The sequence below is a fragment of the Chryseobacterium indologenes genome (assembly GCF_002025665.1).
Taxonomy (GTDB): Bacteria; Bacteroidota; Bacteroidia; order Flavobacteriales; family Weeksellaceae; genus Chryseobacterium; species Chryseobacterium metallicongregator.
Map to the genome: position 1 here is coordinate 3987036 of NZ_CP018786.1, position 12436 is coordinate 3999471.

The 12436-nt window shown below is 36.2% G+C and carries 12 protein-coding genes and 1 pseudogene; 6 read left to right on the plus strand and 7 right to left on the minus strand.

Annotation, left to right across the window (positions count from 1 at the left end; translation table 11 throughout):
- Positions 1-157: 157 nt before the first annotated feature.
- A complete protein-coding gene (locus BUE84_RS18005) occupies positions 158-1111 on the minus strand; it encodes a helix-turn-helix transcriptional regulator (protein ID WP_079242894.1) in 954 nt (317 codons plus the stop codon).
- Positions 1112-1195: 84 nt separating this feature from the next.
- Here BUE84_RS18005 and BUE84_RS18010 point away from each other — a divergent pair, with 84 nt between their 5' ends.
- The gene (locus BUE84_RS18010; protein WP_079242895.1) at positions 1196-1768 is read left to right on the plus strand and encodes a Crp/Fnr family transcriptional regulator; all 573 of its coding nucleotides are present in this window, start codon (positions 1196-1198) and stop codon (positions 1766-1768) included.
- 189 nt (positions 1769-1957) lie between these two features.
- Positions 1958-2422, plus strand: a complete 465-nt coding sequence (locus BUE84_RS18015) for a carboxymuconolactone decarboxylase family protein (RefSeq protein WP_079242896.1) — start codon at positions 1958-1960, stop codon at positions 2420-2422.
- A 50-nt stretch (positions 2423-2472) separates the two neighbouring features.
- Here BUE84_RS18015 and BUE84_RS18020 read toward each other — a convergent pair whose 3' ends face one another.
- Together BUE84_RS18020 and lptB are read right to left on the minus strand one after the other, a co-directional pair.
- A complete protein-coding gene (locus tag BUE84_RS18020; protein WP_079243978.1) occupies positions 2473-4200 on the minus strand; it encodes an ABC transporter ATP-binding protein in 1728 nt (575 codons plus the stop codon).
- A gap of 504 nt (positions 4201-4704) precedes the next feature.
- A pseudogene (lptB, locus tag BUE84_RS18025) lies at positions 4705-5430 on the minus strand (LPS export ABC transporter ATP-binding protein); the annotation flags it as partial.
- 154 nt (positions 5431-5584) lie between these two features.
- Here lptB and BUE84_RS18030 point away from each other — a divergent pair.
- The gene (locus BUE84_RS18030) at positions 5585-5875 is read left to right on the plus strand and encodes a TM2 domain-containing protein (protein WP_079242898.1); all 291 of its coding nucleotides are present in this window, start codon (positions 5585-5587) and stop codon (positions 5873-5875) included.
- Between the two features lie 79 nt (positions 5876-5954).
- Here the strand turns inward: BUE84_RS18030 and hemB are convergent, their stop codons facing one another.
- The gene (gene hemB / locus BUE84_RS18035) at positions 5955-6944 is read right to left on the minus strand and encodes a porphobilinogen synthase (RefSeq protein ID WP_079242899.1); all 990 of its coding nucleotides are present in this window, start codon (positions 6942-6944) and stop codon (positions 5955-5957) included.
- 118 nt (positions 6945-7062) lie between these two features.
- Between hemB and BUE84_RS18040 the strand changes: the two genes are divergently transcribed.
- From BUE84_RS18040 to BUE84_RS18050, 3 genes are all read left to right on the plus strand, one after another.
- A complete protein-coding gene (locus BUE84_RS18040; RefSeq protein ID WP_034699180.1) occupies positions 7063-7413 on the plus strand; it encodes a T9SS type A sorting domain-containing protein in 351 nt (116 codons plus the stop codon).
- A gap of 108 nt (positions 7414-7521) precedes the next feature.
- Entirely contained in the window at positions 7522-8433 is a 912-nt protein-coding gene (locus tag BUE84_RS18045) for an ABC transporter ATP-binding protein (protein WP_079242900.1), read from the plus strand.
- Positions 8434-8436: 3 nt separating this feature from the next.
- Positions 8437-9747, plus strand: a complete 1311-nt coding sequence (locus BUE84_RS18050) for an ABC transporter permease (RefSeq protein ID WP_079242901.1) — start codon at positions 8437-8439, stop codon at positions 9745-9747.
- Positions 9748-9817: 70 nt separating this feature from the next.
- On the opposite strand, the gene BUE84_RS18055 is transcribed toward BUE84_RS18050, so the two are convergent.
- The 3 genes from BUE84_RS18055 to BUE84_RS18065 form a co-directional block, all read right to left on the minus strand.
- Positions 9818-10489, minus strand: coding sequence for a porin family protein (locus BUE84_RS18055; protein ID WP_079242902.1), 672 nt, complete (start codon positions 10487-10489; stop codon positions 9818-9820).
- A 15-nt stretch (positions 10490-10504) separates the two neighbouring features.
- Positions 10505-11377 (minus strand): succinate--CoA ligase subunit alpha, encoded by an 873-nt coding sequence (gene sucD / locus BUE84_RS18060; RefSeq protein ID WP_034699171.1) that lies wholly within the window; start codon positions 11375-11377, stop codon positions 10505-10507.
- Between the two features lie 90 nt (positions 11378-11467).
- Positions 11468-12370: an LpxD N-terminal domain-containing protein gene (locus tag BUE84_RS18065; protein WP_062674061.1), complete on the minus strand. Its 903-nt coding sequence runs from the start codon at positions 12368-12370 to the stop codon at positions 11468-11470.
- Between the last annotated feature and the right edge of the window lie 66 nt (positions 12371-12436).

Genomic DNA, 12436 nt, shown 5'->3' on the forward strand with positions numbered 1-12436 from the left:
AACGAAAAGGTAAAATTGTAGAAAGACTAAACAAAACTTATATCTTTTTTTGCGACACAATCAATTGGCTTTTTGCAATTTTGCCTTCACTCAAACCATTTCATTTATTTGCCTCAATTAAGTCTTTAAACCTCAACAGCTGCCTTGTTGGGGTTTATTATTGATGTCTTTCAACCATTTTTACAAGCAGTTCATTCAAACGGATACGAAGGCTTTCCGGTTCCAGAACTGTGGCATAGTCTGCAAAAGTGATGAGCCAGCGGGGAAATCCGTCACTGATCCATTCTGTTTCAAAAGTAAGCTCCATGCCTTGTTCGGTTTCTACTTCTTCTATCAATCCGTAGTATTTTTTAGAATTTACTAGGTGATTCATTATCTTTTTGTCAACCAGAAGTTTGGCTTTAACCTTATTTCCATTTGACTTTTTACGATAATCATTCACCTGTCCATATTCCTGCAGGAAAGGATTCTGCGTTTTTGAGATTTCGAGAATTCTGTCAATACGAAACTGTCTAAAATCTTTTCTCAAGGTACAATACGCCATGATGTACCAGATATTAAATTCGAAAAACATCCCAACTGTTTCAATTGTTCTGTTATTCACTCTTCCATCTACCGTCTTATATCTGATATTGAGCTGGGTTTTCTCTGCGATACTTTCCAGGATAATAGGAATTACATTTTTAAGAGAATCTCCGGAATCTGTATGAAAGCTGAAAACATCAATTTGTTTTTCAATATTTTTAATCAGATTTTTATCCGAATATTTCAGCACTGAACGCACTTTTTCCATTGCTGCCTGATAATGATTTCCTAAGCTTTGGTGAGAAAATTTCTGCATCAGTTTCTCAGCGGTAATGAAACTTAAAACCTCTTCTTTGGTAAACATAATGGGGGGAAGCTTATAACCATCCATTAAAGAATAACCATTTCCCGCTTCTCCAACAATAGGAATCCCTGCATTTTCCAGGGTTTTTACATCACGATAAATGGTTCTGATGCTTACATCGAATTTTTCAGCCAGATCCTGTGCCCTCACAACAGGTTTCGACTGTAATTGGGTAAGGATAGCCGTTACCCTATCGAGTTTTTTTAGATAGTGATCGTTCATGATGTAACAAAGCTAAAATTCTTTTTTGAGAAATGAGAAGCCTTTTTTTATTAATTTTATTTTTCACCAAACCGTCGCTTTTTTATGCTTCATACTCATTTTGTTCAGTCTATTGAAAAAGTTTTAAAACCGGAACAGGCAGTCATAGATGAACTTGTTTCTCATCTGGAAACCAAAACTTACAGAAAAGGGGATTTTCTCTTAAAAGCTGATGAAACCTGCAGATATTTTTATTTTATCGAAAAAGGATTGGTAAAGCTTTTTTTTGATAATGGAGATAAAGATTTCATCATGACCTTTTTCGCTGAAAATGCTTTTTTCGCAGAACTGAGTGGCTTTCTTACGGGGCAGCCGTCAAAATATATGATCGTTGCTCTGGAACCGACTGAAGTTCTTCGTGTACACAAAGATGTGATTGAAGGATTATGTAAAAAATACCATACTGCAGAAACACTTTTCAGTAAACTCTATTCCAAAGCTCCTGTAAATATGATGGGAAGAATCAGTGAGATGCTTGAAGACGATGGAAAAAAACGCTATCACAATTTCCTGAAACAAAGACCTGATCTTATCCAACGCATCAGTCTTGGAGATATGGCAGATTATATTGGCATCACCCAAGTTTCTCTAAGCAGAATCAGAGCACAGAAATTATGAGAAGAAGGGATGCTGGAGCTGGAAGAGGGAAGTTATTGCAGACTGAATATGTATCATCTACCTAATAGTAACTTCCTACTTCCTGCTTCCTGCTTCTAAAATCTTTCCTTTTAAAATTTATCATTTGTAAAAAAATTCAGGAAAATTCCACTCTACATTTGTCACATAATTAATCAAAAAACAAATATTATGTCACAAAGAATCAACGCATTTGCGATCGGAAACAAGGCTGTAAATGCACTTCACAACATGGGATTTCAGGTACAAAACTCATCACTGGACAATTCATTTCTGGAACTGCTGTATTTCCGTGTTTCACAAATGAACGGATGTGCTTTTTGCCTCGATATGCACTCTAAAGAATTACTAGTAAAAGGAGAAAAGGAACAGAGAATCTTTCTGGTAAGTGCCTGGAGAGAATGCTCATTTTATACAGATAAAGAAAAGGCAGGATTTTTATGGGCAGAGACTTTAACTGCTTTAAACGGGAAAGAAGTGAATGATGAAATTTATTCAAGGGTAAGTCATTACTTCTCCGAAACTGAAATGGTAGATTTGACCATGGCCGTGATTGCTATCAACAGCTACAACAGGATTAATATTGCTTTCGGAGCAGATGTAGGAGCTTATCAGGTTCCTGAAAAAACTCATTAAATAATTATTAAAAAAACGTAAAAACTCAGCCTATCCGTTGAGTTTTTTATTTAATTTTCTTTAAAAGTATTCACCAGTTTATCGAGATTCAGACTTCGGGCTGAGGCATCAAAAATCTCACGATATGTTCCTTCTTTATTGTACAATTCATCATGAGTTCCATTTTCCACCACTCTTCCTTTTTTCATGACATAAATGGTATCTGAATCTAAAATCTGTGACAGGGAATGAGAAATGATGATCACTGTTCTGCCTTCTTTGATCGCATCCAAAGAGTTCTTGATCTGTTCGGTAGCAATTGCATCCAGACTGGCTGTAGGTTCATCCAAAAAGATGATTGGAGGATTTTTAAGAAATAGTCTTGCAATGGCAATCCTTTGTTGTTGTCCCCCTGAAAGTTGAGTAGCATCATGCTGATATTTTTCCGGAAGATCCATAATCTGTTCATGCAGATAAGCTTTTTTTGCAGCTTCTTCGATTTCTTCAAAGCTGGCATTCATATCTCCATACCGGATATTATCTTCTATGCTTCCCTGAAAGATGTGATTTCTCTGAAGCACCAGCCCAAGATCACTTCTCAGAAAAGTATTGTCAAATTCATTCAGATTTACTCCATCCAGAAGAATTTCCCCGGAATCCGGAAGATAGAATTTACACAAAAGATTAATAACCGTTGATTTTCCTGCACCACTCAATCCTACAAGAGCCGTAGTTTTTCCGTTTTCAATTTTCATGGAAACATTATGTAAAGCTTTTGTTCCGTTAGGGTAAGTAAAATCAACATTTTTCAATTCAAAAGTTCCTTTAATTTCTTTTTCTACAAAACTTCCGTTTGATTCTGTTTCATTATCTGCATTCAGAATATCGAAGTATCCTTCAGCATAAATCATGGCATCGTTCATATCATCATAAATCCTGTGAAGCTGTCGGATAGGAGCCGAAACATTGTTGAAAAGCATAATATGAAGCATGATCGCACCAATAGTCATTTGCTGATCAAGCACAAGATAAACAGTTAAAAGGATAATCAAAACAACCCCAAATTGTTCAATGAATGTCTTTAAACCATCATAAATAAAATTGGTTCTTCTTGTGATCATCTGGCTTTCCATCAACTCCATCTGAAGATCATATTGTTTTTTTCCTTCAAATTTTTCACGGACAAAACTTTTAATGACCATAATAGAATTAATCAGGTTCAATAGTCCGGATGTCTTTCTTTCCCTTTGATTTCTGAGCTGGCGGCGGACTCCTCCTAATTTTTTGGCCTGCAGAGAGCTTATGTAGAAATAAATCGGAACAATAATCGTTGAAACAAATCCCACATATACATTCTGCATGTACATAATGATCAGCGCAATAATCGCATTGGAAAAAAGAGGAAGGATATCAATAAAAAAGTTCTGAACCAGTCTTGTCAGACTTTCTATTCCACGGTCTATTCTGATCTGGAGTTTTCCGGACTCATGGTTTTCATCATTAAAATAAGCAACCCTATAGGTTAAAATTTTATCAATGGCTGATTGTGCCAACACTGAGCTCACATTAATCCTGATTTTTTCCCCATAAAATTTTTGTCCGAAGTTGATAAAGATGTTTAACAGTTCTTTCCCCAGTAAAATAATGGAAATGATAATGAGGATATGAATTCCCTCTGACATCGGATGCGGAAGATGGGTAAGTTTAGTCACTTCATCTACAGTATATTTCAAAACAATCGGGTTCACCTGTGCTGCAAGAGCTCCCAGAAAAGTAAGAAACAGTGTTCCGTAAATCATGGGACGGTAAGGTCTGATAAATGGGACGAGTTGTTTATAGATTCCGAATAAGGTAACGGTTCTATTAAAAGGTTTAGCCATAGAAGTCATTTTAAATGAAAAACGTACCGCTTTCCAAAGAAAAAGGTACGTTTTATTATCATGTTCAGCAAATAAATGCTTTATATTTTATCCCTCATACATATAAGTAGTAAGATAGTGCAGTTCTTTTCTGCTTGCTTCTTTAGACTCTGATTCCGCCTGTTCCAGAGAATATTGAGAATTAATTTCCTTTTTCTGGAAAACAAATGAGTTGTTGGCATTCTTATCCACCACATCATTAAAGATATGTTCAATTTCAGAATTCGCTAATGAAGCAAAGCTGATATCTTCAAAACCATACATCAGTCTCAGGTCATCAAACTGTCTGAAATTTTCGTCTACAAATCCTTGTAACTGTGTTTTTGAATCAAAATTACCTGCCCAGATATTGTAAGCATATTTCTTTTTTTTAGGCTTATCCAAAATACTCTGATAAACAAAGTTTTCACCCAGATAGGCTTCTCTTACCTGTGGATCATTGGCAAGGTCTTCCGGAAGTCCTTCTTTCAGGATCTTTCCTTCAAACATGATATAGGTTTTGTTGGTAATTGCTAAAGTCTGCTGTACGTTGTGATCGGTAATTAAAATTCCGATGTTTTTATCAACCAGGCTTCTTACAATTTTCTGAATATCTTCCACGGCAATTGGGTCTACCCCTGCGAAAGGTTCATCCAGAAGGATAAAGTTCGGGCTTGTTGCAAGACAGCGCGCAATTTCGGTTCTACGTCTTTCTCCCCCGGAAAGAAGATCTCCTCTGTTTTTACGAACATGCTGCAAAGAAAATTCTTCAATCAGTTCATCACATTTGATCTGCTGCTCACGCTTAGAAAGCTTGGTCAGCTGCAATACTCCCATAATGTTTTCTTCCACAGACAATTTTCTGAAAACCGAAGCTTCCTGAGCCAGATACCCGATTCCTTTTTGCGCTCTTCGGTACATGGCATCTGTTGTAATCTCCTGCTTGTCTAAGAAAATTTTTCCTGAAGTGGGCTTAACCAACCCTACAATCATATAAAACGATGTGGTTTTCCCTGCTCCATTCGGACCCAGCAAACCAACAATTTCTCCCTGTTGAACCTGTACAGAAACGCCTTTTACAACTTTTTTAGGACCGTATTCCTTGATTAAGTTTTCTCCTCGTAAAATCATAGGGCAAATATATCAAAAATATAAACTTCACTTATAGGTTAATATCAACTTGTTTACGTTAAACGCAAACTTGTTCATTTACAACCCATTGTAACTTTTCATCATTTTAATCTACTCATCGTAAAACATATCAATCAATTATAAATATTAAGAAATGGAAAATTACGGTTCAAAAACAGAAAATGTACAAAACCAGCAAAGCAATGTTCCTTACCGTTCAGAAAAGAAAATCCCTGCAGCTATATTGGGAATTCTTGTGGGGTGGCTGGCTTTAAATAAATTTTATCTTGGATATACAAAAGAGGGAATTATTCAGCTGGTTCTGAATGTCGTTACTTTTGGTGCAGCTTCAATTATTCCTTTTATTGAGGGAATTCTCTATCTTTTTATGAGTGATAAGCAATTTGATGATACTTACGTATACGGAAAAAAAGGTTGGTTATAAGAAATGATCATTAACTCGTTAGAAATAAAAAGAGACTACCAATTGAGTAGTCTCTTTTTTATTGGAATGAATTTAATCATTATTTATTTAAAAGAATAGCCGCTTCTTTTGCAAAATAGGTAAAGATCATATCTGCACCCGCTCTTTTGAAACATGTTAAACTTTCAATGATCGTTTTGTCATTATCCAGCCAGCCGTTTTGAGCAGCAGCTTTTACCATGGCATATTCTCCACTTACATTGTATACTGCAATCGGAAGGTCAATTGCTTCACGTACTTTGGAAACAATATCCAGGTAAGGAAGTCCCGGTTTGATCATGATCACATCTGCACCTTCGTGGATATCTTTAAATACCTCGTTCAATGCTTCACGGGTATTATGAAAATCCATCTGATAGGTTTTTTTATCTTTCGGAATTTCCATATCATCTTTCGGAGCACTGTCTAAGGCACTTCTGAAAGGTCCATAGAAAGAGCTTGCATATTTGGCTGCATAACTTACAATTCCTACATCTGTAAATCCGCTTTCTTCCAATGCTTCACGAATGATCTGTACTCTTCCGTCCATCATATCACTTGGTGCTACAAGATCTGCTCCCGCTTCTGCATGAGAAACTGACATTCTTGCCAGTGCATCATTGGTAGCATCATTTAAAACTTTTCCGTTTTCAATAATTCCGTCGTGTCCGTAGATTGAATAAGGATCTAGGGCTACATCTGGCATCACAACCATTCCCGGAACGGCGTCTTTAATGGCTTTGATGGTGTTCTGCATCAATCCGTCTTTGTTCCAGGCTTCTTTTCCTGTATTGTCTTTCAGGTGTTCTGACACTTTCATGTACAAATTGACAGCTTTTACTCCCAAAGAAAATAATTCCTTACATTCCTTCACTGTTAAATCTATACTGCGCCTAAAAATTCCCGGCATAGACGGGATTGCCTCCTGCTTGTTTTCGCCCTCCATTACGAAGATCGGCATTACAAAATCATCAGTTGTAAGCACATTTTCTCTTACCAAACTTCTGATAGATTCATTAACTCTAAGTCTTCTATTTCTTGAATGTATCATTTTGGAATACTTTTTGAATAAGTTTCTACAAATTTAATATAAGTTCTGCAAAAAACTATTGTACGAAATTGTAGAATTTATTACATTTGTTATATATATTCGAGAAATTATAAATTTGATGAAAAAACTTTTACTTTTATTTCTATTTGTAGGCACTTTTGTTGGATTTTCCAACAATTTCAAAGCTCAGCTTAGAGAGCCGGGTTCCATCACTCAAAAAGCAGATGATGGTGTATTGCTTGCCTATCCAAATCCCGCAAAGGATTTCCTTATCATTAAGGCAAAAGATTCTTCTTTAAGAATCAAAAGTGTGACTTTTTATTCAATTTTGGGTATGCAGGTCGCTAGTTATACCGTAAATATGAATTCCGGAGAGATTAATATTGAAAAATTAAAGCCCGGAAAATATATGATCCGATATATTTTAAGTGACAACACACAGAAAGTTACTCAAATCGTGAAACAATAAATTAAAATCCTGATAATCATCAGGATTTTTTCTTTTTACATTAATTCTGTTTTAATATTTCCGTAACTTTCGGGACTTTTTCATACTAATAGTAAAAAGAACAACTTAATGCTAAAAGCTGAACATATTAAAAAGACCTATAATGCAGGAAAAAAGGTCGCCCTGGATGATTTCAGCATCCATGTTCCAAAAGGCAGTATTTATGGCCTTTTAGGTCCTAACGGAGCCGGAAAAACTTCTTTTATCCGCATCATTAACCAAATTACTCAGGCAGATTCTGGTGAAATCCATATCAATGGTCAAAAACTGAACCCAACTCATATTAAAGACATCGGCTATATGCCTGAAGAAAGAGGACTTTACAAAAACATGACTGTTGGTGATCAAATCTTATACTTCGGGGAACTGAAAGGAATGAAAAAAAGTGATGCTTTAAATGAAGCTAAAAAATGGTTTGAAAAACTAAACATCGACCAATGGTGGAAGAAAAAGCTTTCGGAACTTTCTAAGGGAATGGCACAAAAAATACAATTTGTGGTAACCGTTCTTCACAGACCACACCTTTTAATTCTTGATGAGCCGTTTTCAGGTTTTGATCCGGTGAATGCCAACTTAATTAAAGATCAGATCATTGACCTTAAAAATAACGGAACAACCATCATTCTTTCTACCCACAGAATGGAAAGTGTAGAGGAAATGTGTGATTATGTTGCTTTGATCAACAATTCAAAGAAAATTATTGACGGAAGGGTTTTTGATGTAAGAGAAAAATTTAAGAAAAATATTTTTGGGATTACACTTTCTGAAGTAAGCAATGATCAGTTTGAAAATTTCAGAAACAAATATGAGATCTTCAATCTATCCAATGAAAATAATCTTGTTTCTTTTGACCTGAAAAATGAGGAGAGCCAGAATAATGTTCTTCTGGATCTGGTGCAGGTAGGTAAAGTGAGATCATTCGACGAAAGAATTCCAAGTATGAATGAAGTGTTTATTAATGCTGTAAGTAACCATTCTTAATTTATGAATAATATTTTTTTAATTACCAAGAGAGAATTTCTTACACAGGTTAAGAAAAAATCTTTCATTATATTGACTCTGCTTGCTCCTGTTATGATTATTGCTTTTGGAGCAGTGGTGGGTTTAATGTTTAAAGCAAATGAGTCACATAGCATTATTGAGGTAGTGGATAAGAGCGGTCTGTTTACTAACCATCTTAAATCTAATGATAAATTAAACTACGTTTTTGTTTCCGTAGCTGATGAAAAGTCTAAGATTAACAATTTAAAAGGAAATGAATCTCTGGACGGTATTCTGATCCTTCCTGAATTGAAAAATCAGAATTTCGATGCGCTTGAAAAAGAGGCAAGACTGGTCATCAACAGCAAAATAGGATTTGACACCAAGCAGCAAATTGTATCTGACATCAGCAATGTGGTCAGAAAAGAAAAAATCAAGCAACTGGGTATTCAGGAAACTCAATTAAATGATCTTGACAAAAACTTTACTTTAAAAACCATTAATGTTACGGATAATAATAAAGAGGATTCTGATCTTGCCTTTGGCGTTAAATCCGGATTGAGCATGGTTCTGATGTATGTTACTTTTATGTTCATCATTATTTATGGGGTAAGGGTAATGAGAAGTGTTCTTGAAGAGAAAAATAACCGTGTTGTAGAGATTATTATTTCTTCTGTAAAACCTTTTGAACTGATGATGGGTAAGATCCTGGGAGTAACCATGGTTGCACTGACCCAGTTTCTGATCTGGATTACTATGTCTGTTATTGGTGCATTGGTACTTAATACAGGCTTCTCTCCTCTTCAGAAGAATATTCCTGGAGGAAATGAAGAGATTGCAAGTAAACTGGATATGGGACAGCTTGCTACCCAGATTTCTCACAGCTTACTGGAACTGAACTTCCCACTGATTATTTTTGTATTCATCGTATTTTTCCTTTTAGGATATATCTTCTATAGTTCTATTTACGCAGCCATTGGTTCTGCAGTAGATAACGAAACAGAAACACAGCAGTTTACTTTATTTGCTATTTTACCATTAACATTAGGAATGTATGGGAGTTTCACATTGATGAATAATCCGGAAGGTCCTTTAGGCTTCTGGTTATCCATCATCCCGTTTACTTCACCGGTTGCTATGATTGCCCGAATTCCGTTTGGAGTTCCTGCATGGCAGATTGCATTGTCTATTACATTATTACTGGTAACTACTATTTTTATGATCTTCCTAGCCGGAAAAATCTATCGTGTGGGTATTTTGATGTACGGAAATAAAGCTACGTTAAAAGAGCTTTGGAAATGGATAAGAGGATAAGAAGTAAAAACCTATCAATAAAAAAATCCCGGAAACTGAGTTTCCGGGATTTTTTATATTCTGAAATATTCTATTTGAATATATAGCTTAAAGTAAGTGCGATTACCTGTTCTGACTTTTTCTTATCAGTACCTTTAGTTTCCTTAGCGAGACCAGGATAGGTATCACTTAGACCTAAGTCGTATTTTAATGCTACTTCAAGTTGTCTTTTGTAGCTATATCCTACTCCCAGTCCAAGTCCCCAGTTAAAGCTCTTTGCCTTACCATTTACGCCTGCCGGCTGGTTAGGATCGGTAACATCCGGGTCATAATAAGGTCTGCTTACCGGAGCGTCTTTCACGTTCTGATTCAGCAAGAAATTAAATCTAGGTCCTATTAATCCAAAGAATTCTGATTCTGCTTCAGAAAAATATCCTTTGAAATAAAGAGGCACACTCAGGTAGTTATTAGCATATAATGCGTCATAACCGTTTACTCCTTTAGCATCTTTATCTTTTCCTGTTTCTCCTGCACCATAGTAAAGTACTTCAGGTTGAATAAAGAATTGGTTTGCCTTTCCTACGGGAATCAATGCCAAAGCTCCAGCTTGGAAAGTATATCTTGGGCCTGAAGGGTTGTGGGCGTTAGATACTCTGGAGTAGTTTAAACCTCCTGTTACTCCAAATCTTGTGCTTTTCCATTGCACCTGTGCAAACGATAAAGCGGAAAGAGTTAAAGCTGAGGCTAATAAAAGTTTTTTCATATGTTGGGTTTTATATTATCCTAGAATCTTAGCTACAGTAGCACCAATATCAGCAGGAGAGTCAACAACGTTGATACCGTTTTCTCTCATGATTTCCATTTTTGCCTGAGCTGTATCTTCAGCACCACCTACGATAGCACCTGCGTGTCCCATTGTTCTTCCTTTTGGAGCAGTCTGTCCAGCGATGAAACCTACAACTGGTTTAGTAGACCCGCTAGCTTTGTACCATCTTGCAGCTTCAGCCTCAAGACCTCCACCAATTTCACCGATCATTACAACAGCTTCAGTTTCAGGATCGTTAATAAATAGCTCTAAAGCTTCTCTTGTAGTTGTTCCGATGATTGGGTCACCACCGATACCGATTGCAGTAGAGATACCGTAACCTGCTCTTACTACCTGGTCAGCAGCTTCGTAAGTAAGAGTTCCTGATTTTGAAACGATACCTACTTTTCCTTTTTTGAAAACGAAACCTGGCATAATACCAATTTTAGCTTCTTCAGAAGTAATGATTCCAGGGCAGTTTGGTCCGATTAATCTGCAGTCTCTGTCAGCGATGTAAGATTTTACTTTTACCATATCAGCTACAGGAATACCTTCAGTAATACATACAATTACTTTGATTCCTGCTTCAGCAGCTTCCATGATAGCGTCTGCTGCGAATGCCGGTGGTACGAAAATGATACTTACGTTTGCTCCTGCTTTTGAAACAGCGTCAGCTACAGTATTAAATACAGGCTTTCCTAAGTGCTCGCTACCTCCTTTTCCTGGAGTAACACCACCTACTACGTTTGTTCCGTATTCAATCATCTGACCAGCGTGGAAAGTTCCTTCGTTCCCTGTAAATCCTTGTACAATTACTTTAGAATCTTTGTTTACTAAAATTGACATTTTATTGTTGTTTTAATTTATTTATTATTTTATTAATGCTCACAAATTTACTCAAATTTCTTTGATTTTGGATAAAACCTTTGGAATTGTTTATTTGAGATTTCTCAGTTTTACTTCTTTTTTCAGATAAGTTTTAAAATCTTCTGCAAACATTCCGATATAGGTTCCTTTTTCAAGATCTCTGTTCACACCTGTTTTTCCCAGAAGCACTGATCCTGACTCAATTTTGTTTCCGGAAGCAATTCCTACCTGTCCCCATAATGTCACCTCATCTCCGATGATACAGCATCCTGCAATTCCAACCTGAGAAGCGATCAGACATTTTTTTCCGATAACGGTATCATGTCCGATCTGAATCTGGTTATCTAAAACAGAACCTTCTCCAATGATGGTAGAGTCTGTAACTCCTCTGTCAATAGTACAGCCGTTTCCAATCTCCACATTGTTTTCAATAACAACATTTCCTACAGAAATCAGACGGTCAAAATTTCCGTTTAATTTTCTGTAATAAAATGCATCACCTCCTAAAACTGTATTGGACTGAATGATGACGTTATCTCCGATTTCCGTACGGTCACCAATGACAACATTAGGAAAGATTAAGGTGTTTTTCCCGATTTTCACATTGTTTCCGATCACTGCAGAAGAGTGAATCTTTGTACCCTCTCCTATTTCCACGTCGTGTAGTTCTTCCGTGAAATTATAGATTCTGGTAAAATGGGTATTGATTTTATTAAAGTCTCTGAAAGGATCATCAGAAACTAAAAGTGCTTTACCTTCCGGGCAATCTACTTCTTTATCAATTAAAATAATAGTGGCTGCAGAGTTTAATGCTTTGTCATAATATTTAGGATGATTCACAAAAACGATATCACCTGGCTTTACCATGTGAATTTCATTAGTTCCCAATACTTCAAAATCTTCCGGCCCTACAAATGCTGAGCCTATTAAATCTGCAATCGTTTTAAGCTTTTGCGGAGAATGGAATCTCATAACAATAGATTTTCTTATAAAACAAAATTCGGAGTGCTGATGCAAACCGAATTTATGTAAATTTTA

Coding starts and splice junctions, on each gene's coding strand:
- BUE84_RS18005 (WP_079242894.1), bottom strand. CDS start 1,111: ATGAACGATCACTATCTAAAAAAACTCGATAGGGTAACGGCTATCCTT.
- BUE84_RS18010 (WP_079242895.1), top strand. CDS start 1,196: ATGCTTCATACTCATTTTGTTCAGTCTATTGAAAAAGTTTTAAAACCG.
- BUE84_RS18015 (WP_079242896.1), top strand. CDS start 1,958: ATGTCACAAAGAATCAACGCATTTGCGATCGGAAACAAGGCTGTAAAT.
- BUE84_RS18020 (WP_079243978.1), bottom strand. CDS start 4,200: ATGATTTACGGAACACTGTTTCTTACTTTTCTGGGAGCTCTTGCAGCA.
- BUE84_RS18030 (WP_079242898.1), top strand. CDS start 5,585: ATGGAAAATTACGGTTCAAAAACAGAAAATGTACAAAACCAGCAAAGC.
- hemB (WP_079242899.1), bottom strand. CDS start 6,944: ATGATACATTCAAGAAATAGAAGACTTAGAGTTAATGAATCTATCAGA.
- BUE84_RS18040 (WP_034699180.1), top strand. CDS start 7,063: ATGAAAAAACTTTTACTTTTATTTCTATTTGTAGGCACTTTTGTTGGA.
- BUE84_RS18045 (WP_079242900.1), top strand. CDS start 7,522: ATGCTAAAAGCTGAACATATTAAAAAGACCTATAATGCAGGAAAAAAG.
- BUE84_RS18050 (WP_079242901.1), top strand. CDS start 8,437: ATGAATAATATTTTTTTAATTACCAAGAGAGAATTTCTTACACAGGTT.
- BUE84_RS18055 (WP_079242902.1), bottom strand. CDS start 10,489: ATGAAAAAACTTTTATTAGCCTCAGCTTTAACTCTTTCCGCTTTATCG.
- sucD (WP_034699171.1), bottom strand. CDS start 11,377: ATGTCAATTTTAGTAAACAAAGATTCTAAAGTAATTGTACAAGGATTT.
- BUE84_RS18065 (WP_062674061.1), bottom strand. CDS start 12,370: ATGAGATTCCATTCTCCGCAAAAGCTTAAAACGATTGCAGATTTAATA.